The sequence below is a fragment of the Geopseudomonas sagittaria genome, from assembly GCF_900115715.1.
GTDB lineage: Bacteria > Pseudomonadota > Gammaproteobacteria > Pseudomonadales > Pseudomonadaceae > Geopseudomonas > Geopseudomonas sagittaria.
This window is the reverse complement of sequence record NZ_FOXM01000009.1, coordinates 25,678-44,990: the sequence shown is the minus strand read 5'-3', so window position 1 is coordinate 44,990 and position 19,313 is coordinate 25,678. Positions and strand designations below refer to the sequence as shown.

Here is a 19,313-nt window from a genome sequence, read left to right as displayed (position 1 = left end):
CGCCCAACAACTGAGAGTGGATGTGAGCATGCGAGCCCATAATTTCTGCGCCGGCCCGGCCGCGCTGCCCGAAGCCGTTCTGCAAAAGGCCCAGGCCGAACTCCTCGACTGGCACGGCAAGGGCCTGTCGGTGATGGAGATGAGCCACCGCAGCGACGAGTACGTCGCCGTCGCCGAGAAGGCCGAGCAGGACCTGCGCGACCTGCTGGCCATTCCGTCGAACTACAAGGTGCTGTTCCTGCAGGGCGGCGCCAGCCAGCAGTTCGCCCAGATCCCGCTGAACCTGCTGCCCGAAGACGGCATCGCCGACTACGTCGACACCGGCATCTGGTCGAAGAAGTCCCTCGAGGAAGCCCGACGCTTCGGCAACGTCAACGTCGCCGCCAGCGCCAAGGCCTACGACTACTTCGCCATTCCCGGGCAGAACGACTGGCAGCTGTCGAAGAACGCCGCCTACCTGCACTACGCCAGCAACGAGACCATCGGCGGTCTGCAGTTCGACTGGGTGCCGGATCTCGGCGACGTACCGCTGGTGGTCGACATGTCCTCGGACATCCTTTCCCGGCCGATCGACGTGTCGCAGTTCGGCATGATCTACGCCGGCGCGCAGAAGAACATCGGCCCCAGCGGCCTGGTGGTGGTGATCATCCGCGAGGACCTGCTCGGCAAGGCGCGCAGCATCTGCCCGACCATGCTCGACTACAAGGTCGCCGCCGACAACGGCTCGATGTACAACACCCCGGCGACCTTCTCCTGGTACCTGTCCGGCCTGGTGTTCGAGTGGCTGAAGGAGCAGGGCGGCGTCGAGGAAATGGAGCGGCGCAACCGCGCCAAGCAGGAGCTGCTCTACGGTGCCATCGACGCCAGCGACTTCTACACCAACCCGATTGCCCGCAACGCCCGCTCGTGGATGAACGTGCCGTTCCGCCTGGCCGACGAGAAGCTCGACAAGGTGTTCCTCGCCGGCGCCGAGGCGCGCGGCCTGCTCAACCTCAAGGGCCATCGCTCGGTCGGCGGCATGCGCGCCTCCATCTACAACGCGGTCGGTCTCGACGCGGTGCAGGCGCTGGTCGGCTACATGGCCGAGTTCGAGAAGGAGCACGGCTGATGAGCGAGAAGGAGCAGCTGCAGGCCCTGCGCGTGCGCATCGACAACCTCGATGAGCAGATCCTCGGCCTGATCAGCGAACGCGCGCGCTGCGCCGAGGAAGTGGCGCGGGTCAAGATGGCCTCGCTGCAGCCAGGCGAGAAGCCGGTGTTCTATCGTCCCGAGCGCGAGGCCTGGGTGCTCAAGCACATCATGGAGCTCAACCAGGGGCCGCTCGGCAACGAGGAAGTGGCCCGGCTGTTCCGCGAGATCATGTCGTCCTGCCTGGCCCTCGAGCATCCGCTCAAGGTCGCCTATCTCGGCCCGGAAGGCACCTTCACCCAGGCTGCGGCGCTCAAGCACTTCGGCCATGCGGTGATCAGCCAGCCGATGGCGGCGATCGACGAGGTGTTCCGCGAGGTGGCCGCCGGGGCGGTCAACTTCGGCGTGGTGCCGGTGGAGAACTCCACCGAGGGTGCGGTCAACCACACCCTCGACAGCTTCCTCGAGCACGATCTGGTGATCTGCGGCGAGGTCGAGCTGCGCATTCACCACCACCTGCTGGTCGGCGAGAACACCAAGACCGACAAGATCTCGCGCATCTACTCCCACGCCCAGTCGCTGGCCCAGTGCCGCAAGTGGCTGGACGCGCACTACCCGAACGTCGAGCGCGTCGCGGTGTCCAGCAACGCCGATGCCGCCAAGCGGGTGAAGAGCGAGTGGAACAGCGCGGCGATCGCCGGCGACATGGCGGCCCAGCTGTATGGCCTGACCAAGCTGGCCGAGAAGATCGAGGATCGCCCGGACAATTCCACGCGCTTCCTGATCATCGGCAACCAGGCCGTGCCGCCGACCGGCGACGACAAGACCTCGATCATCGTCTCCACCAACAACAAGCCCGGCGCGCTGCACAACCTGCTGGTGCCGTTCCAGGCCCGCGGCATCGACCTGACCCGCATCGAGACCCGCCCGTCGCGCAGCGGCAAGTGGACCTACGTGTTCTTCATCGACTTCGTCGGCCACCAGCATGACCCGCTGGTCAAGGACGTGCTCGAGCAGATCAGTCAGGAAACCGTGGCCGTCAAGGTGCTCGGCTCCTACCCCAACGCCGTACTGTAAACCGCGTCTGCGCCGGCCCGGGTCGCCTTTGCCCCGCGGCCGGCGACCCTTGCCGGAGACATACCGATGAGCTGTGATTTCCTCGCCCTGGCCGTGCCGGGTGTACAGAAACTCTCCCCCTACGTGCCCGGCAAGCCGGTCGACGAACTGGCCCGCGAGCTGAACCTCGACCCGGCCGGCATCGTCAAGCTGGCCAGCAACGAGAACCCGCTGGGCCCGAGCCCCAGGGCTCTGGAGGCGATCCGCGCCGAACTGGGCGACATCACCCGCTACCCGGATGGCAGCGGCTATAAGCTCAAGGCCAAGCTGGCCGCGCGCTTCGGCCTCGATCCGGCGCAGATCACCCTGGGCAACGGCTCCAACGACATCCTCGACCTGGTCGCCCGCGCCTGGCTGGCGCCGGGCCTGAACGCGGTGTTCAGCCAGTACGCCTTCGCCGTCTATCCGATCTCCACCCAGGCGGTCGGCGCCGAGGGTCGCGCCGTGCCGGCCAAGGACTACGGCCACGATCTCGAGGCCATGCTGGCGGCCATCGACGCCAATACCCGCGTGGTGTTCGTCGCCAACCCCAACAATCCGACCGGCACCTGGTTCGGCCCGGACGCGCTGGAGTCCTTCCTGTCGCGCGTGCCGGCCCATGTGCTGGTGGTGCTCGACGAGGCCTACATCGAGTTCACCGAGGGCGGCGAGCTGCCCAACGGCCTCGACTACCTCGCGCGCTATCCGAACCTGCTGGTCTCGCGCACCCTGTGCAAGGCCTACGGTCTGGCCGGCCTGCGCGTGGGCTATTCGGCCTCCTCGGCGCAGGTGGCCGACGTGCTCAACCGCGTGCGCCAGCCGTTCAACGTCAACAGCCTGGCCCTGGTCGCCGCCTGCGCGGCGCTCGACGACGAGGCCTACCTGGCCGAAGGTCGCCGGGTCAACAAGGCCGGCATGGCCCAGCTGGAAGCCGGCCTGGCCGCGCTGGGCCTCAAGTGGATTCCCTCGCGCGGCAACTTCCTCGCCGTCGATTTCGGCGTCGATGCCGCGCCGATCAACCAGGGCCTGCTGCAGCGTGGCGTGATCGTGCGCCCGGTGGCCGGCTACGGCATGCCGACCTTCCTGCGCGTGTCGATCGGCACCGAGGCGGAGAACGCCCGCTTCCTCGAAGCGCTGGCCCAGGTGCTCGGCCGTGGCTGAACGCAAGCCTGAGCCGCTCGTCGGCCGCCTGGTGGTGGTCGGCCTCGGCCTGATCGGCGGCTCGTTCGCCAAGGGCCTGCGCGAGCGGGGGCTGTGCCGCGAGGTGGTCGGCGTCGACCTGGACGCCGAGTCGCGCCGCCTGGCGGTGCAGCTCGGCGTGGTCGACCGTTGCGAGAGCGAGCTGGCTGCGGCCTGCGTCGGCGCCGAGGTGATCATGCTGGCGGTGCCGATCCTCGCCATGGAGAAGGTGCTGGCGCAACTGGCCGGCCTCGAGCTGGGCGACGCGGTGCTCACCGACGCCGGCAGCGCCAAGGGCAACGTGGTGCGCGCGGCGCGCCAGGTGCTCGGCGCGCGCATCATCCGCTTCGTGCCCGGCCACCCGATCGCCGGCTCCGAGCAGAGCGGCGTGGAGGCGGCCAACGGCGAGCTGTATCGCCGCCACAAGGTGATCCTCACCCCGCTGGCGGAGACCGATGCACAGGCGCTGGCGCTGGTCGACCGTCTGTGGCGCGCGCTGGGCGCCGACGTCGAGCACATGGCCGTCGAGCATCACGACGAGGTGCTCGCCGCCACCAGCCACCTGCCGCACCTGCTGGCCTTCGGCCTGGTCGACTCGCTGGCCCACCAGAGCGAGAACCTCGAGATCTTCCGCTACGCTGCCGGCGGCTTTCGCGACTTCACCCGCATCGCCGGCAGCGATCCGGTGATGTGGCACGACATCTTCCTCGCCAACCGCGAGGCGGTGCTACGCATTCTCGACCGCTTCCGCAGTGACCTCGACGGCCTGCGCGAGGCGATCGATCATGGAGACGGGCATCGACTGCTGGGCGTGTTCACCCGCGCCCGCGTCGCCCGCGAGCATTTCAGCAAAATTCTGGCCCGTCGGGCCTATGTGGACGCCATGCATTCCAACGACCTGATTTTCCTGGCCCAGCCGGGCGGCAGCCTTAACGGACGGATTCGCGTTCCGGGCGACAAGTCCATCTCCCACCGCTCGATCATGCTCGGCTCGCTGGCCGAGGGCACCACCGAGGTGGAAGGCTTCCTCGAGGGCGAGGACGCCCTGGCCACCATCCAGGCGTTCCGCGACATGGGCGTGGTCATCGAGGGCCCGCACCACGGCCGCGTCACCGTGCATGGCGTCGGCCTGCACGGCCTCAAGGCGCCGGCCGGCCCGCTGTACATGGGCAACTCCGGCACCTCGATGCGCCTGCTCTCCGGCCTGCTCGCCGCCCAGCCGTTCGACACCGTGCTGACCGGCGACCCGTCGCTGTCCAAGCGGCCGATGAACCGCGTCGCCAGGCCGCTGCGCGAGATGGGCGCGGTGATCGACACCGGTCCGGACGGCCGCCCGCCGCTGGCCATCAAGGGCGGCCAGAAGCTGACCGGCATGCACTACGACATGCCGGTGGCCAGCGCCCAGGTGAAGTCCTGCCTGCTGCTCGCCGGCCTGTACGCGGCCGGCGAAACCTCGGTGACCGAGCCGGCGCCGACCCGCGACCATACCGAGCGCATGCTGCAGGGCTTCGGCTACCCGGTGAGCGTCGAGGGTTCGACCGCCAGGGTGGTGAGCGGCCACACGCTCACCGCCACCCAGATCGAGGTGCCGGCAGACATTTCCTCGGCGGCCTTCTTCCTGGTCGCGGCGAGCATCGCCGAAGGTTCCGAGCTGGTCCTCGAGCACGTCGGCATCAACCCGACCCGCACCGGGGTGATCGACATCCTCAAGCTGATGGGCGGCGACATCAGCCTGGAAAACCAGCGCCTGGTCGGCGGCGAGCCGGTGGCTGACCTGCGCGTGCGCAGCGCCAAGCTCAAGGGCATCGAGATCCCCGAGAACCTGGTGCCGCTGGCCATCGACGAGTTCCCGGTGCTGTTCGTCGCCGCCGCCTGCGCCGAAGGGCGCACCGTGCTGCGCGGCGCCGAGGAGCTGCGGGTCAAGGAGTCCGACCGCATCCAGGTGATGGCCGACGGCCTGCAGGCGCTGGGCGTCAAGGCCGAGCCGACCGCGGACGGCATCGTCATCGACGGCGGTCCGATCGGCGGTGGCGAGGTGTGGGCGCACGGCGATCACCGCATCGCCATGTCGTTCAGCGTCGCCTCGCTGCGCGCCACGGCGCCGATCCGCATCCACGACTGCGCCAACGTGGCCACCTCGTTCCCCAACTTCCTCGCCCTGTGCGCCGAGGTCGGCGTGCGCGTGGCCAAGGAAGGCGAGCAATGATCGCCCTGGCGCCGGTCATCGCCATCGACGGGCCAAGCGGCTCGGGCAAGGGCACGGTGTGCAGCCGGCTGGCCCGCCAGCTGGGCTGGCACCTGCTCGACTCCGGCGCGCTGTACCGCCTGCTGGCGCTGGCCGCCGGTCGCCACGGCATCGGCCTGGACAACGAGACGGCCCTGGAAACCCTGGCCGCCAATCTGGACGTGCAGTTCGTCGCCGCCCAGGAGGGCCTGCACGGCCAGCGCATCCTCCTCGAGGGCGAGGAGGTCGGCGACGAGCTGCGCACCGAGCAGGCCGGCGCCGGCGCCTCGCAGGTCGCCGCGCTGCCCGGCGTGCGCACGGCGCTGCTGCAGCGCCAGCGCGACTTCCGCGTCGCGCCCGGTCTGGTGGCCGACGGTCGCGACATGGGCACCGTGGTGTTCGTCGACGCGCCGCTGAAGATTTTCCTCACCGCCAGCGCCGAGGAACGCGCCCGGCGGCGCTACCTGCAGTTGAAGGACAAGGTAGCTGGTGTTAATCTGTCAAGTCTGCTGGAAGAGATCCGCGCGCGTGACGAACGCGACACGCAGCGCACAGTGGCTCCGCTGAAACCGGCGTCAGACGCCATCCTGCTGGACTCCACTGAACTCTCCATCGAGCAGGTACTGGAACGCATCCTCGCCGAGGTCGCCGCACGCGACCTGGCCGGGTGAGCCAGATGAGGTGGGCGGGAAACCAGTCCCATGCCGTCCACCTCCATATGACAACGAACCCGTGCCGACTGGGGTGCGGATCGGGCATATTTCCTGTGCCCTTGATCAACAGGTATGAACATGAGCGAAAGCTTCGCAGAACTCTTTGAAGAAAGCCTTAAATCCCTCGACATGCAGCCGGGTGCCATCATCACCGGCATCGTGGTCGACATCGACGGTGACTGGGTCACCGTGCATGCCGGCCTCAAGTCCGAGGGCGTCATCCCGGTCGAGCAGTTCTACAATGAGCAGGGCGAACTGACCATCAAGGTTGGTGACGAAGTTCACGTCGCGCTGGACGCCGTGGAAGATGGCTTCGGCGAGACCAAGCTGTCCCGCGAGAAGGCCAAGCGCGCCGAGTGCTGGATCGTTCTGGAAGCTGCGTTCGCTGCCGAAGAAGTGGTCAAGGGCGTTATCAACGGCAAGGTCAAGGGCGGTTTCACCGTCGACATCAACGGCATCCGCGCATTCCTGCCGGGCTCGCTGGTCGACGTGCGTCCGGTGCGCGACACCGCCCACCTGGAAAACAAGGAACTCGAGTTCAAGGTCATCAAGCTCGACCAGAAGCGCAACAACGTTGTCGTTTCCCGTCGCAGCGTGCTGGAAGCCGAGAACAGCGCCGAGCGCGAAGCTCTGCTCGAGTCCCTGCAGGAAGGCCAGCAGGTCAAGGGTATCGTCAAGAACCTCACCGACTACGGTGCGTTCGTTGACCTGGGCGGCGTCGATGGTCTGCTGCACATCACCGACATGGCCTGGAAGCGCATCAAGCATCCGTCCGAGATCGTCAACGTTGGCGACGAGATCGACGTCAAGGTGCTGAAGTTCGACCGCGAGCGCAACCGCGTCTCCCTGGGTCTGAAGCAGCTGGGCGAAGATCCGTGGGTCGCCATCAAGGCGCGCTACCCGGAAGGCACCCGCGTTCAGGCGCGCGTCACCAACCTCACCGACTACGGCTGCTTCGCAGAGCTGGAAGAAGGCGTCGAGGGTCTGGTACACGTGTCCGAAATGGACTGGACCAACAAGAACATCCACCCGTCGAAAGTCGTCAACGTCGGCGACGAAGTGGAAGTCATGGTCCTGGACATCGACGAAGAGCGTCGTCGTATCTCCCTGGGCATCAAGCAGTGCAAGGCCAACCCGTGGGAAGAGTTCTCGGGTCAGTTCAACAAGGGCGACCGCATCTCCGGCACCATCAAGTCGATCACCGATTTCGGTATCTTCATTGGTCTGGACGGCGGCATCGACGGCCTGGTTCACCTGTCCGACATCTCCTGGAACGAGCCGGGTGAAGAAGCCGTGCGTCGCTTCAAGAAGGGCGACGAGCTGGACACCGTGATCCTGTCGGTTGATCCGGAGCGCGAGCGCATCTCCCTGGGCATCAAGCAGCTGGAAGACGATCCGTTCTCCAACTACGCCGCCCTGAACGAGAAAGGCACCATTGTTCGTGGCACCGTGAAGGAAGTTGACGCCAAGGGCGCCATCATCACTCTGGCCAACGAAGTGGAAGGCGTTCTGAAGGCTTCCGAAATCAGCCGTGACCGCGTTGAAGACGCGCGCAACGTGCTGAAGGAAGGCGAAGAAATCGAAGCCAAGATCATCAGCGTGGATCGCAAGAGCCGCGTGATCAGCCTGTCCGTCAAGTCGAAGGACGTGGCTGAAGAGAAGGAAGCGATGAAGGAACTGCGCAAGCAAGACGTGAGCGTAGGCCCGACCACCATCGGCGACCTGATCAAGGCGCAGATGAGCAACCAGAACTAAGTTCTGACTGTTCATGAAAAAGGGCGACTTCGGTCGCCCTTTTTTGTGCCTGGGATTTGTGTGCTCGTGCGGTCAGCCGCCGAGATAGGCCTTGCGCACCTCCGGGTTGGCCAGCAGCGCCGCGCCGCTGTCCTGCAGGACGATGCGGCCGTTCTCCAGCACGTAGCCGCGATCAGCCAGCTTGAGCGCCTGGTTGGCGTTCTGTTCGACCAGGAACACGGTGACGCCATCCTCGCGCAGTTGCTCGATGATGTCGAAGATCTGCTGGATGATGAGCGGCGCCAGGCCCAGCGACGGCTCGTCGAGCAGCAGCAGGCGCGGCTTGCTCATCAGCGCCCGGCCGATGGCGAGCATCTGCTGCTCGCCGCCGGACATGGTGCCGGCGCGCTGGGCGTAGCGTTCCTTGAGGCGCGGGAACAGCTCGACGACCTTGTCCAGCTGCGCCTGGTAGTCGCCCTTGGCGGTGAAGAAGCCGCCCATGGCCAGGTTCTCCTCCACGGTCAGGCGGGCAAACACCCGCCGCCCCTCGGGGACGATGGCGATGCTCTTGCGCATGATCTCGCAGGAGTCCTGGCCGACCAGTTCCTCGCCCTCGTAGCGGATGCTGCCACCGGAGGCGCGCGGCGAGCCGCACAGGGTCATCAGCAGGGTGGACTTGCCGGCGCCGTTGGCGCCGATCAGGGTGACGATCTCGCCCTTGCGCACCTCCAGGCTGACCCCGTGCAGCGCCTGGATCTTGCCGTAGCAGGTGGAGACGTTGTCGAAACTCAGCATGGCTCAGGCTTCCCCCAGGTAGGCCTTGATCACGTCCGGGTTGCTGCGGATCTGCTCCGGCGTGCCGTCCGCCAGGGGAGTGCCCTGGTTGATCACGTAGATGTGGTCGGAAATGCTCATCACCAGGTGCATGTCGTGTTCGATCAGCAGCACGGTGACGCCGTGCTCGTCGCGCAGCACGCCGATCAGTTGCTTGAGCTCCTCGGTCTCGCGCGGGTTGAGGCCGGCGGCCGGTTCGTCGAGCATCAGCAGCTGCGGGCGGGTCATCATGCAGCGGGCGATCTCCAGGCGGCGCTGCTGGCCGTAGGCCAGGGTGCCGGCCGGGCGGTTGGCCACCTCGAGCAGGTCGACGCGATCCAGCCAGTGGGCGGCGAACTCCATGGCATCCTGCTCGCTGCGGCGGAACGCCGGGGTCTTCAGCAGGCCGCCGAGGAAGTTGGTGTTGAGGTGGCGATGCTGGGCCACCAGCAGGTTCTCCACCGCGGTCATGTCCTTGAACAGGCGGACGTTCTGGAAGGTGCGCACCACGCCCTTGCGGGCGATCCGGTGGCCGGGCAGGCCATGGATCGCCTCACCCTTGAGGGTGATGCTGCCGCCGGTGGGCTGGTAGAAGCCGGTCAGGCAGTTGAACACGGTGGTCTTGCCGGCGCCGTTGGGGCCGATCATCGACACCACCTGCTTCGTCTGCACGTCGAGGGACACGCCGTTGACCGCCAGCAGGCCGCCGAAGCGCATGGACAGGTCGCGGACCTCAAGCAGGGGACGGCTCATGGTCGCACCTCCAGATGCGGGCGCTGCATCGGCAGCAGGCCCTGCGGGCGCCAGATCATCATCAGCACCATCAGGGCGCCGAACAGCAGCATGCGGTATTCGTTGAATTCACGGGCCAGTTCGGGGAGCAGGATCATCACCACCGCGGCGAGGATCACCCCCAGCTGCGAACCCATGCCGCCGAGCACGACGATGGCGAGGATGATCGCCGACTCGATGAAGGTGAACGACTCGGGACTGACCAGGCCCTGGCGGGCGGCGAAGAAGCTGCCGGCGAAGCCGGCGAAGCAGGCGCCGAGGGTGAAGGCCGACAGCTTGATCAGGGTGGGGTTGAGGCCCAGCGCGCGGCAGGCGATCTCGTCCTCGCGCAGGGCTTCCCAGGCCCGGCCCAGCGGCATGCGCATCAGGCGGTTGATCACCAGCAGCGCCAGCAGCACCAGCAGCAGAGCGATCAGGTAGAGGAAGATCACCTTGTAGGTGGAGTTGTAGGCGATGCCGAGGAACTCGTGGAAGGTCTGCATGCCCTCCGGCGCGCGGCGCTCGAAGGTCAGGCCGAACAGGGTCGGCTTGTCGATGCCGCTGATGCCGTTGGGGCCGCCGGTCAGCCAGGTCATGTTGCGCAGCAGGATGCGGATGATCTCGCCGAAGCCGAGGGTGACGATCGCCAGGTAGTCGCCGCGCAGGCGCAGCACCGGGAAACCGAGCAGGAAGCCGAACAGCGCGGCCATCGCCCCGGCGATCGGCAGGCAGGTCCAGAAGCCGAGGCCGTAGTAGTGCGAAAGCAGGGCGTAGCTGTAGGCGCCGACCGCGTAGAAGCCGACATAGCCCAGATCGAGCAGGCCGGCCAGGCCGACCACGATGTTCAGGCCGAGGCCGAGCATCACGTAGATCAGGATCAGGGTGGCGATGTCCACCGCGCCGCGCGAGCCGTAGAACGGCCAGACCAGGCCGACCATCACCAGGCCAAGCACCACCCAGAGCTGGACTTTCGGCCGGGTGAGGAAGTTGCCGGCGCCGCTGGGGACGCTGGGCAGGCGCGGCATGCCGGCGCAGGCGTCGGCGATGCGCGCGCGGGTCAGCTGCCAGACGAACATGGCCACGGCGGCGGCGGCGATGCTCCACAGGGTCGCCGGGCTGGCGCCGTGCACCTCGACGCGGATGCCGACGGTGGTCAGCTTGAGGCCGAGCACCGGATAGGCCACCGCCAGCACCAGCAGCGCGCTGAACAGGGCGGTCTTGAGGTTCTTGCCAGACATGGAGCTGCTCATACCTTTTCCACCTCCGGGCGGCCGAGGATGCCGGTCGGACGGAACAGCAGTACCAGCACCAGCAGGCCGAAGGCCACCACGTCCTTGTACTGGTCGCCGAACAGGTCGGCACCGAAGGCTTCGGCCACGCCGAGCAGCAGGCCGCCGAGCATGGCGCCGGGGATGCTGCCGATGCCGCCGAGCACCGCGGCGGTGAACGCCTTGATCCCGGCGAGGAAGCCGATGTGCGGGTTGATCACCCCGTACTGCATGCCCAGCAGGACCGCGGCGACCGCCGCCAGGCCGGCGCCGATCACGAAGGTCAGGGCGATGATGCGGTTGCTGTCGATGCCCAGCAGGTTGGTCATCTTGATGTCCTCGGCGCAGGCGCGGCAGGCGCGGCCCAGGCGCGAGCGGGAGATGAACAGGGTCAGGCCGAGCATGGTCGCCAGGGTGACGACGAAGATCAGTACCTGCATGTAGGAGAGCACCACGCCGTTCATGGTGCTCTCGCCGAACACGAAGTTGCCCGGCAGCAGGTTGGGGATGGCCTTGTCCTTGGAGTCCTGCGCCAGCAGCACCTGGTTCTGCAGGAAGATCGACATGCCGATCGCCGAGATCAGCGGGATCAGGCGGTTGCTGCCGCGCAGCGGGCGGTAGGCGACCCGCTCGATGCTGTAGCCGTAGGCGCTGGTGACGATGATGCTGGCGGCGAAGGCGGCGAACATCACCAGCGGCAGGCTGTCCAGGCCCAGCAGGGCGAGGCCGGCGATGGCGATGAAGGCCACGTAGGAGCCGATCATGTACACCTCGCCGTGGGCGAAGTTGATCATGCCGATGATGCCGTAGACCATGGTGTAGCCGATGGCGATCAGCGCGTAGGTGCTGCCGACCGTGAGGCCGTTCACCAGCTGTTGCAGGTAGTGGTAGAGCTCGGGCATGACGCCTCTCCTGAGGATCGCTGCGGCAGTGGTGACGGGTGCACGCAAGCCTCGGCCGCTGGCCGATCCGGTGTCCATGCCTCCGGAGCCTTGCCTGCACCGGGCCGCACGGGCCGGTCGTCCGGTTGCGCAGAGATCGAATCCTGCAGTTGCCGGCGGGATCCGCCGCCGGCAACTGCATGCTCATGTCGCGGCCGGGTGGGTGGCCGGCCGGACGCTCGCGTTACTTGGCTTCGGTCTTGCTGCCGTCGGCGTGCCACTCGTAGACCACGAAGCTGAAGTCCTTCAGGTCGCCCTTCTCGTCGAAGGCCAGCGTCCCGGTGGGCGTCTCGAAGCTGTTGCTGCGCAGGGCTTCGGCGACCTTCACCGGGTCGGTGCTGTCGATCTTGTCGATGCTCTCGGCGATCACCTGCACGGCGGCATAGGACGGGAACACGAAGGGTCCGGACGGGTCCTGCTTCTTGGCCTTGAACGCCTCGACCAGCGCCTGGTTGCGCGGATCCTGGTCGAAGGACTTGGGCAGGGTCACCAGCATGCCTTCGGAGGCCGGGCCGGCGAGGGCGGAGATTTCCGAGTTGCCCACGCCTTCCGGGCCCATGAAGCGCACCTTCAGGCCCTTCTCGGCGCTCTGGCGCATCAGCAGGGCGAGCTCCGGGTGGTAGCCGCCGTAGTAGACGAAGTCGACGCCGGCCTGCTTAAGCTTGGCGATCAGCGAGGAAAAGTCCTTGTCGCCGCTGTTGATGCCCTCGAACAGGGCAACCTTGACACCGGCCTGCTCCACGGTCTGCTTGACCGCGGTGGCGATGCCTTCGCCGTACTGCTGCTTGTCGTGGATCACCGCGATGCTGGTGGGCTTGATCTGCTCAGCGATGAACTTGCCGGCGGTGGGTCCCTGCAGGCTGTCCAGGCCGATGGTGCGGAAGATCATCTGGTAGCCGCGGGCGGTGATGTCCGGGCTGGTGGCGGCCGGGCTGATCATCAGGATGCCTTCGTCCTCGTAGATGTCGGACGCCGGCTGGGTGGAGCTGGAGCAGAGGTGGCCGACCACGAAGGAGATGCCGTCGTTGACGACCTTGTTGGCCACCGCCACCGCCTGCTTGGGATCGCAGGCGTCGTCGTAGTGCACGCCTTCGAGCATCTGGCCGTTGACTCCGCCGGCCTTGTTGATCTGCTCTATGGCCATTTCCGCGCCGACGAACTGCATCTCGCCGTATTGCGCCACCGGGCCGGTGATCGGACCGGCGATGGCGATCTTGATGGTGTCTGCCGCCAGGCTGTGGCCGGCGAAGCCGGAGAGGGCCATGGCGGCGCACAGCCGGGAAAGCTTCCCTGTGACTTTGCTCATAAATGCTCCACTGTTGTCTTCGTTGTATGTGGTGCAGACCGGTGCTCAGCCATCAATCTGCAACAAGCTTCTGATCACGCAGCTAAGTTGCCGTGTCGGCACGCAAAAAGCCAGAGCCCGAGGGCGTCCCGACAGCTTGCGCTGCACTACAGCCGACTGCGCAGGCTTGTCTCCCCATGGCTGATCGCTATCATGGCGTCCCCGACTGAAGGTGAGCTTCCATGTCTGTCCCTGATTCTGAACCTAGCACCCTCTATGCCAAGCTGCTTGGCGAAACCGCCACGATCACCTGGCAGGAACTGCAGCGCTTCTTCGCTGGCGGCAACGTCTTGTGTGTGGCCGGCGAACTGGATCTGGTGGCAGTGGCCGAGGCGCTGGCCGAGGATGACGGAGCGAAGGTCGGCGTCTGGCTGACCGCAGGCAGCCTGCGCAAGATGGCGGTGGCGGATGCCGAGGATTACCAGGCCCGCGATCCGCAGCTGTGGGCGGTCGTGGTGGCACCCTGGGTGCTGGTGCAGGAGCGCTTGGCGCCGTCCTTGCACTGATCCGCTGCCAGCGGGCTGTGCGTGAAAGTCGGACTAGACTGACTGCAGTTCCGATTCGAGGAGTGCCGCCATGTTCGAGCCAGGCCACGTACACGTATTCAACCCGGTTGCCGCTCTGGGCCTGCCAACCTACAACGTCGATCTCCATTACGAAGTGCGCCCGGGCGCCAAGGAGGGGCCGGTGGTGCACTTCCGCATGGCGGGCGAGATCGCCGGCAAGCCTTTCGAGGATGAATTCGAGATGTCCCACGACACCGTGTTCAACTTCGCCAGCATGGTGGGCAAGGTCGCCGCCAGGCACGGGATGCCGGTCAACCACAGCCCGGTCCTGCGTCATCACAAGGAGTTCGACGCCACCTTCGAGGATATCCGCGCCAAACTCAAGGCGATCATCGGCGGGCCGCTGAGCGCCCATGACCCGAACGCGGAAAGCTGACAGCCGTCAGTGGCTGACCCAGCGCTGGCGTGCCCAGCCGCTCAGCGCATCCACCGCCAGCACCAGCAGCAGCATGGCGAGGATCACCGTGGCGGCCTGGGCCTGCTGGAACAGGCTGAGGCTGACGTAGAGCATCTGCCCCAGGCCGCCGGCGCCGACGAAGCCGAGCACGCTGGCCATGCGGATGTTGTTCTCCCAGCGGTACAGCGAGTAGGCGATCAGCTGCGGCCATACCCCCGGTAGGGTGCCGTAGACGAAGGCGACGACGTGCCCGCCGCCGGCCAGGCGGATGGCCTCGGCTGGTTCGGCCGGGGTGTTCTCCAGCGCCTCGGCGAACAGGCGACCGAGCACGCCGGCGGTATGCAGGGCCAGGGCCAGGGTGCCGGCATTCGGCCCCAGGCCGGCGGCCAGCACCATCAGCGCCGCCCACACCAGCTCCGGAATCGAGCGCAGCGCGTTGAGCACGAAACGCGCCAGCGCCGCCGCGGCGCGGCCGAAGCGTCCGGCGGCCGGCAGGGCCAGGCCGAGGCCGAGCAGCGCGGCGAGCAGGGTGCCGAGTGCCGACATGGCCAGGGTTTCCAGGCTGGCGCGGCCGATCTGGGCGAGGTGCGCGGCGGAGAAGTCGGCCGGGAAGAAGCCGGCGGCATAGTCGGCCATCAGCGCCAGGCCGCGAGCGCTGGTCAGTCCGGAGAAGTCCAGGCCGAGCCAGGCGAAGGAGACGGTGACGGCGAGCAGGATCGCCAGCAGCAGGGCGTAGTTGAGCGCGCGCTTCATGCAGGCCTGCTCCTCATGTCAGCCGGCCGCGCAGCAAGCGGCTGAGCTGGTCGGCGAGCAGCACCAGGGCGAAGAAGGTCAGCAGCATGCTGGCCACCTCGCCGCCGGCGAACATGCGCATCGACAGGTCGATCTGCTGGCCAAGGCCGCCGGCGCCGACGAAGCCCATCACCACCGAGGCGCGGATCGCGCATTCCCAGCGGTACACGGTGTAGGAGAGCATCTCCGCCGCCGCGTTGGGCAGCACGCCATAGGCGAACGCGGCCAGCCGCGGGCTGCCGGCGGCGAGCAGGGCGCGCGCCGGGCGCGGGTCGACCGATTCGCAGATTTCCGCATACACCTTGCCGAGCATGCCGCTATAGGTGATGGCGATGGCCAGCACCCCGGCGGTCGGGCCGAGGCCGACGGCGCGCACGAACAGCAGCGCCCAGACGATCTCGGGAATGCTGCGCAGCACGATCAGCAGCAGGCGTACCGGCCAGCGCAAGGCCTGCGCCCACCAGACCGGGCGACCGCCGCGGGCCAGCGCGGACACCGACAGCACGCGGGTGGCCAGCAGCGCGCAGGGCACGGCGAGCAGCCAGGCCAGGGCCATGCCGGCGGTGGCGATGGCCAGGGTTTCCAGGGTGGCGCGGCCGAGCAGGGCGAGGAACTCGCCGTCGTGGGCCGGCGGCCAGAAGTCGCCGAGGAAGCTGCCCATGGTCGCGGCATTGCCGCGGTCCAGCAGTACGGCGAGGTTCAGCTCGCTGAGCTGCAGGCCCGGCCACAGCAGGGCCAGCGCCAGCACGGTCAGCAGCAGGCGCGGCAGGGCGGCGGGGTCGCGCAACGGCGGCGACGCCGTGGCGGTGGCGGGCGAGTTGCTCAGCATCGCGGGATGGTCAGCACGTGCGGCGCCGGCGCCGGCGCCGGGGCGGTCGGCAGCGGCTGGTCCAGCTGCTCGTTGGCATACAGGGCGTCCAGCGCCTGCGGGGTCACCGCGTGGGCCGGCAGGTCGAAGGCGATGCGCCCCTCGCGCACGCCGACGATGCGCGGGAAATGCGCCAGCGCCAGGTCCACCGCATGCAGGCTGGCCAGCAGGGTGACGCCGCGCGATTCCGCCTCGCGGTTGAGCACGCCGAGGGTGTGGCTGGCCAGCACCGGGTCCATCGCCGACACCGGCTCGTCGGCGAGGATCAGCTCGGGCTGCTGGTAGAGCACGCGGGCGATGCCGACGCGCTGCAGCTGGCCACCGGAGAGCTGGTCGCAGCGCTCGAACAGCTGCTCGGCCAGGTCCAGGCGGCCCAGGGCGTCGCGGGCGCCGGCCGGGTCGAGCGGGTGCAGCAGGTTGAGCAGAGACTTCCACAGCGGCCACTGGCCGAGGCGGCCGGCCAGCACGGCGGTGACCACGCGCTGGCGCGGCGGCAGCGGCGGGCTCTGGTGGACCAGGCCGAGGCGCGCGCGCAGGCGCTTGCGCTGCCCGGCGGACAGGCGCCACGGCTCGCTGCCGAGCAGTTCGAGACGGCCTTCGGACGGCGGCAGGCTGGTGGCCAGCAGGCGCAGCAGGGTGGTCTTGCCGGCACCGGACGGGCCGATGATGGCCAGCCGCTCGCCGCGACCGACCGTCAGTTCGACTTCCTGCAGGGCGCGCCGACCGTTGGCGTGGGTCAGACCCACGCCGGTCAGGCGCACGCTCACTTCAGCAGGCCGGCGGCGCGGGCAGCTTCCTCGATGCCGGTGTAGTTTTCCGGCTTGGTCTCGATGAAGCGGCTGGCGGCCTGCAGGTCGAGGATCGCCTTGTGCTCCGGGTTGGCCGGGTCGAGGGCGAGGAAGGCGGCCTTGATCCTGGCGGTCAGTTCGGGATCGAGGCTGCCGCGCACGGTCCAGTTGTAGTCGTAGTAGGTCGGCGTGGTGGCGATCACCTTGACCTTGGCGGTGTCGACCTTGCCGGCGGCGACCAGCTTGTCCCACACCGAGGCGTTCAGCACGCCGGCGTCGACCTTGCCAGCCTGCACCCAGGCGACGGTGGCGTCATGGGCGCCGGAGAAGGCCACGCGGGAGAAGAACTGCTCGGGAACGATGCCGTCCTGCTGCATGAAGTAGCGCGGCATCAGGCTGCCCGAGGTGGAGGATACCGAGCCGAAGGCGAAGGTCTTGCCCTTGAGGTCCTGCAGCGAGTTCACCTTGGCGTCGGCGGTGATGAACTTGCTGGTGAACTTCTCGTCCTGTTCGCGCTGCACCAGCGGGATGGCGTTGCCGGTCTTGAGGCGGGTCTGCACGAAGGTGAAGCCGCCCAGCCAGGCCAGGTCGACGCGGTCGGCGGCGATGCCTTCGACCACCGCGGCGTAGTCGGAAACCGGCACGAACTCGACCGGCATGCCCAGTTCCTTCTCCAGGTAGGCGCCCAGCGGCTTGAACTTGCGCTGCAGTTCGGTGGGCGCCTCGTCGGGGATGGCGGAAACCTTGAGCACATCGGCGGCCTGGGTGGCCAGGGCGGAAACGGACAGGGCAATGCCGGCGGCGAGCGCCAGGGTACGCTTGAGCATGGTGAATCTCCGGTTCAATAGCGGAAACATTCGGGGGGCGGAATTATAGGGGCAAGCGCGCGGCTTTGCGCGCCTTTTGCCGGTGCGCGAGCGTCGCCGCGCGGATCGGCCGCAAGGCCAATCGGTCGCCGGGCCATCTGTTGCTAAGATGGCGTTTTCCCCCCGTTGCGGAGATGGACATGAGCGATACCTTGCCCGCCCTGGCCTTTGCCGGCATCGGCCTGATGGGCCTGCCGATGAGCCGCCGCCTGCTGGCGGCCGGCTTCCCCCTGAGCGTGTGGAACCGCAACCCGGCCAAGTGCGAGACGCTGGTGGATGCCGGCGCCCAGGTGGTCAACCATCCTGGCGACCTGTGCCTCGAGGCCGACATCGTCATGCTCTGCCTGGCCGATACCGCGGCGGTCCGCGAGGTGGTGTTCGGCCCCGGTGGCATCGTCGAGCAGGGTCTGCCGGGCCAGTTGCTGGTCGATTTCTCCAGCTGCGAGCCGGGCGCCACCCGCGAGATGGCCATCGAGCTGGAGGAGCGCTGCGGCATGCGCTGGGTGGATGCTCCGGTGTCCGGCGGCACGCCGGGCGCCGAGGCGGGCAGCCTGGCGATCATGGCCGGCGGCGCGGCGGACGACATCGAGCGCCTGCGGCCGATCCTCGCCCACCTCGGCCAGCGCCTGACGCGCATGGGCGAGGTCGGCGCCGGCCAGGTGACCAAGGTGTGCAACCAGATGATCGTCGCCTGCAATGCGCTGGTGATCGCCGAGGTGGTGGCGCTGGCCGAACAGGCCGGGGTGGACGCCAGCCTGCTGGCCCCGGCGCTGGCCGGCGGCTTCGCCGACTCGAAACCGTTGCAGATCCTCGCCCCGCAGATGGCCACGAGCCGCTTCGAGCCGGTCAAGTGGCACGTGCGCACCCTGCTCAAGGACCTCGACACTGCAGTGAAGTTGTCCCGCGAGCAGGGCTCTGCCACGCCGATGAGCGGTCTGGCCGCCCAGCTGATGCGCCTGCACGGCAGCCAGGGCAACCTTGAGCGCGACCCGGCGACCCTGGTCGAGCTGTTCCGCCAGGAGGGTGAGGCATGAAGCTCGCCGCCAACCTGTCGATGCTGTTCACCGAACTGCCGCTGCTCGAGCGCATCCCGGCGGCGGCGGATGCCGGTTTCGCCGGGGTGGAGATCCAGTTTCCCTACGAGCTGCCGGCCGAGCAGTTGCACGCGGCGCTGCAGCGCGCCGGCCTGCCGCTGGTGCTGATCAATCTGCCGGCCGGCGACCTGATGAGCGGCGGGCCGGGGCTGGCCGCGGTGCCGCAGCGCCAGGCCGAGTTCGCTGCGGCGCTGGCGCAGGCGCTGGCCTATGCGCAGGTGCTGCAGCCGCAGTGTGTCAACGTGCTGCCCGGACGGCTGGCCGAGGGCGTGGCGCGCGAGGCGGCGCTGGCCACCCTGGTCGGCAACCTGCGGCGCGCGGCCGAGGCCTTCGCGCCGCTGGGCGTCAAGGTGCTGGCCGAGGCGATCAACCCGCTGGACATGCCGGGTTTCCTGATCAACACCCCGCAGGATCTGCTCGGGCTGATCGCGGCGGTCGACCACCCCAACTTCGCCGCGCAGCTGGACCTCTACCACATGGCGCGCCAGGGCCTGGATCTGCCGGCCTGCATCGCCGCGCTGGCCGGTCACATCGGTCACGTGCAGTTCGCCGACTGCCCGGGACGCGGCGCGCCGGGCTGCGGGCAGGTGGACTTCGCGGCGGCGCTGGCGGCGCTGCGGGCGAGCGGCTACGCCGGCTGGCTGGGTGCCGAGTACAAACCGGGGGAAGTGGGTAGCGCAGCCAGCCTGGGCTGGCTGGCGCAGTGGCGGTCTGCAGGGATATAAGACCTC

Annotated in this window: 19 protein-coding genes; 10 read left to right on the top strand and 9 right to left on the bottom strand. The window is 68.0% G+C overall.

Annotated features, from left to right (window positions below):
- The first annotated feature begins 22 nt into the window (after positions 1-22).
- The 6 genes from serC (at position 23) to rpsA (ending at position 8,094) form a co-directional block, all read left to right on the top strand.
- A complete protein-coding gene (serC, locus tag BM297_RS12225) occupies positions 23-1,108 on the top strand; it encodes a 3-phosphoserine/phosphohydroxythreonine transaminase (RefSeq protein ID WP_092432132.1) in 1,086 nt (361 codons plus the stop codon).
- Positions 1,108-2,205 carry a prephenate dehydratase gene (gene pheA, locus BM297_RS12220; protein ID WP_092431893.1) on the top strand — a complete coding sequence of 366 codons (1,098 nt, stop codon included), beginning with the start codon at positions 1,108-1,110 and terminating at the stop codon, positions 2,203-2,205. The genes serC and pheA overlap by 1 nt, the downstream gene beginning before the upstream one ends.
- A 66-nt stretch (positions 2,206-2,271) precedes the next feature.
- Positions 2,272-3,384, top strand: a complete 1,113-nt coding sequence (hisC, locus tag BM297_RS12215) for a histidinol-phosphate transaminase (protein ID WP_092431892.1) — start codon at positions 2,272-2,274, stop codon at positions 3,382-3,384.
- Positions 3,377-5,608: a bifunctional prephenate dehydrogenase/3-phosphoshikimate 1-carboxyvinyltransferase gene (locus BM297_RS12210; RefSeq protein ID WP_092431890.1), complete on the top strand. Its 2,232-nt coding sequence runs from the start codon at positions 3,377-3,379 to the stop codon at positions 5,606-5,608. Before hisC ends, BM297_RS12210 begins: the two co-directional genes overlap by 8 nt.
- Positions 5,605-6,297, top strand: coding sequence for a (d)CMP kinase (gene cmk / locus BM297_RS12205; RefSeq protein WP_092431888.1), 693 nt, complete (start codon positions 5,605-5,607; stop codon positions 6,295-6,297). Before BM297_RS12210 ends, cmk begins: the two co-directional genes overlap by 4 nt.
- A 120-nt stretch (positions 6,298-6,417) precedes the next feature.
- On the top strand, positions 6,418-8,094 hold the full coding sequence (gene rpsA, locus BM297_RS12200) for a 30S ribosomal protein S1 (RefSeq protein WP_092432131.1): 1,677 nt from the start codon (positions 6,418-6,420) through the stop codon (positions 8,092-8,094).
- 72 nt (positions 8,095-8,166) lie between these two features.
- On the opposite strand, the gene BM297_RS12195 is transcribed toward rpsA, so the two are convergent.
- The 5 genes from BM297_RS12195 to BM297_RS12175 all read right to left on the bottom strand — a co-directional run bounded on the left by BM297_RS12195 (position 8,167) and on the right by BM297_RS12175 (position 13,172).
- Positions 8,167-8,868 (bottom strand): ABC transporter ATP-binding protein, encoded by a 702-nt coding sequence (locus BM297_RS12195; protein ID WP_092431886.1) that lies wholly within the window; start codon positions 8,866-8,868, stop codon positions 8,167-8,169.
- A 3-nt stretch (positions 8,869-8,871) separates the two neighbouring features.
- Complete coding sequence (gene livG / locus BM297_RS12190; RefSeq protein ID WP_092431883.1) at positions 8,872-9,639, bottom strand: high-affinity branched-chain amino acid ABC transporter ATP-binding protein LivG; 768 nt, start codon at positions 9,637-9,639, stop codon at positions 8,872-8,874.
- Positions 9,636-10,895: a high-affinity branched-chain amino acid ABC transporter permease LivM gene (locus BM297_RS12185; protein ID WP_092432128.1), complete on the bottom strand. Its 1,260-nt coding sequence runs from the start codon at positions 10,893-10,895 to the stop codon at positions 9,636-9,638. Before BM297_RS12185 ends, livG begins: the two co-directional genes overlap by 4 nt.
- A gap of 8 nt (positions 10,896-10,903) precedes the next feature.
- Positions 10,904-11,827 carry a high-affinity branched-chain amino acid ABC transporter permease LivH gene (gene livH / locus BM297_RS12180; RefSeq protein WP_092431881.1) on the bottom strand — a complete coding sequence of 308 codons (924 nt, stop codon included), beginning with the start codon at positions 11,825-11,827 and terminating at the stop codon, positions 10,904-10,906.
- A gap of 223 nt (positions 11,828-12,050) precedes the next feature.
- Positions 12,051-13,172, bottom strand: coding sequence for a branched-chain amino acid ABC transporter substrate-binding protein (locus BM297_RS12175; protein ID WP_092431879.1), 1,122 nt, complete (start codon positions 13,170-13,172; stop codon positions 12,051-12,053).
- A 221-nt stretch (positions 13,173-13,393) separates the two neighbouring features.
- Here BM297_RS12175 and BM297_RS12170 point away from each other — a divergent pair, with 221 nt between their 5' ends.
- Both BM297_RS12170 and BM297_RS12165 read left to right on the top strand, forming a co-directional pair.
- The gene (locus BM297_RS12170; protein WP_092431878.1) at positions 13,394-13,717 is read left to right on the top strand and encodes a DUF2288 domain-containing protein; all 324 of its coding nucleotides are present in this window, start codon (positions 13,394-13,396) and stop codon (positions 13,715-13,717) included.
- Positions 13,718-13,787: 70 nt separating this feature from the next.
- Positions 13,788-14,153, top strand: a complete 366-nt coding sequence (locus BM297_RS12165; RefSeq protein WP_092431876.1) for a DUF5064 family protein — start codon at positions 13,788-13,790, stop codon at positions 14,151-14,153.
- 6 nt (positions 14,154-14,159) lie between these two features.
- On the opposite strand, the gene phnE is transcribed toward BM297_RS12165, so the two are convergent.
- The 4 genes from phnE to BM297_RS12145 are packed head-to-tail and all read right to left on the bottom strand — an operon-like array spanning position 14,160 to position 17,449.
- On the bottom strand, positions 14,160-14,927 hold the full coding sequence (gene phnE, locus BM297_RS12160) for a phosphonate ABC transporter, permease protein PhnE (protein ID WP_092431874.1): 768 nt from the start codon (positions 14,925-14,927) through the stop codon (positions 14,160-14,162).
- Between the two features lie 13 nt (positions 14,928-14,940).
- Complete coding sequence (locus BM297_RS12155; RefSeq protein WP_092431873.1) at positions 14,941-15,795, bottom strand: PhnE/PtxC family ABC transporter permease; 855 nt, start codon at positions 15,793-15,795, stop codon at positions 14,941-14,943.
- Positions 15,789-16,601 carry a phosphonate ABC transporter ATP-binding protein gene (locus BM297_RS12150; protein WP_092431871.1) on the bottom strand — a complete coding sequence of 271 codons (813 nt, stop codon included), beginning with the start codon at positions 16,599-16,601 and terminating at the stop codon, positions 15,789-15,791. The genes BM297_RS12155 and BM297_RS12150 overlap by 7 nt, the downstream gene beginning before the upstream one ends.
- Positions 16,598-17,449 (bottom strand): putative selenate ABC transporter substrate-binding protein, encoded by an 852-nt coding sequence (locus tag BM297_RS12145; protein ID WP_092431870.1) that lies wholly within the window; start codon positions 17,447-17,449, stop codon positions 16,598-16,600. The genes BM297_RS12150 and BM297_RS12145 overlap by 4 nt, the downstream gene beginning before the upstream one ends.
- 179 nt (positions 17,450-17,628) lie before the next feature.
- On the opposite strand from BM297_RS12145, the gene BM297_RS12140 reads away from it, so the two are divergent.
- Positions 17,629-18,522, top strand: a complete 894-nt coding sequence (locus BM297_RS12140) for an NAD(P)-dependent oxidoreductase (RefSeq protein WP_092431867.1) — start codon at positions 17,629-17,631, stop codon at positions 18,520-18,522.
- Positions 18,519-19,307: a hydroxypyruvate isomerase family protein gene (locus tag BM297_RS12135; RefSeq protein ID WP_092431864.1), complete on the top strand. Its 789-nt coding sequence runs from the start codon at positions 18,519-18,521 to the stop codon at positions 19,305-19,307. Before BM297_RS12140 ends, BM297_RS12135 begins: the two co-directional genes overlap by 4 nt.
- The last annotated feature ends 6 nt before the right edge of the window (positions 19,308-19,313 follow it).

Excerpts from the sequence above, each read along its gene's own strand:
- pheA (WP_092431893.1), top strand. The coding sequence starts at position 1,108 with ATGAGCGAGAAGGAGCAGCTGCAGGCCCTGCGCGTGCGCATCGACAAC.
- hisC (WP_092431892.1), top strand. The coding sequence starts at position 2,272 with ATGAGCTGTGATTTCCTCGCCCTGGCCGTGCCGGGTGTACAGAAACTC.
- cmk (WP_092431888.1), top strand. The coding sequence starts at position 5,605 with ATGATCGCCCTGGCGCCGGTCATCGCCATCGACGGGCCAAGCGGCTCG.
- rpsA (WP_092432131.1), top strand. The coding sequence starts at position 6,418 with ATGAGCGAAAGCTTCGCAGAACTCTTTGAAGAAAGCCTTAAATCCCTC.
- BM297_RS12195 (WP_092431886.1), bottom strand. The coding sequence starts at position 8,868 with ATGCTGAGTTTCGACAACGTCTCCACCTGCTACGGCAAGATCCAGGCG.
- livG (WP_092431883.1), bottom strand. The coding sequence starts at position 9,639 with ATGAGCCGTCCCCTGCTTGAGGTCCGCGACCTGTCCATGCGCTTCGGC.
- BM297_RS12185 (WP_092432128.1), bottom strand. The coding sequence starts at position 10,895 with ATGTCTGGCAAGAACCTCAAGACCGCCCTGTTCAGCGCGCTGCTGGTG.
- livH (WP_092431881.1), bottom strand. The coding sequence starts at position 11,827 with ATGCCCGAGCTCTACCACTACCTGCAACAGCTGGTGAACGGCCTCACG.
- BM297_RS12175 (WP_092431879.1), bottom strand. The coding sequence starts at position 13,172 with ATGAGCAAAGTCACAGGGAAGCTTTCCCGGCTGTGCGCCGCCATGGCC.
- BM297_RS12170 (WP_092431878.1), top strand. The coding sequence starts at position 13,394 with ATGTCTGTCCCTGATTCTGAACCTAGCACCCTCTATGCCAAGCTGCTT.
- BM297_RS12165 (WP_092431876.1), top strand. The coding sequence starts at position 13,788 with ATGTTCGAGCCAGGCCACGTACACGTATTCAACCCGGTTGCCGCTCTG.
- phnE (WP_092431874.1), bottom strand. The coding sequence starts at position 14,927 with ATGAAGCGCGCGCTCAACTACGCCCTGCTGCTGGCGATCCTGCTCGCC.
- BM297_RS12155 (WP_092431873.1), bottom strand. The coding sequence starts at position 15,795 with ATGCTGAGCAACTCGCCCGCCACCGCCACGGCGTCGCCGCCGTTGCGC.
- BM297_RS12145 (WP_092431870.1), bottom strand. The coding sequence starts at position 17,449 with ATGCTCAAGCGTACCCTGGCGCTCGCCGCCGGCATTGCCCTGTCCGTT.
- BM297_RS12140 (WP_092431867.1), top strand. The coding sequence starts at position 17,629 with ATGAGCGATACCTTGCCCGCCCTGGCCTTTGCCGGCATCGGCCTGATG.
- BM297_RS12135 (WP_092431864.1), top strand. The coding sequence starts at position 18,519 with ATGAAGCTCGCCGCCAACCTGTCGATGCTGTTCACCGAACTGCCGCTG.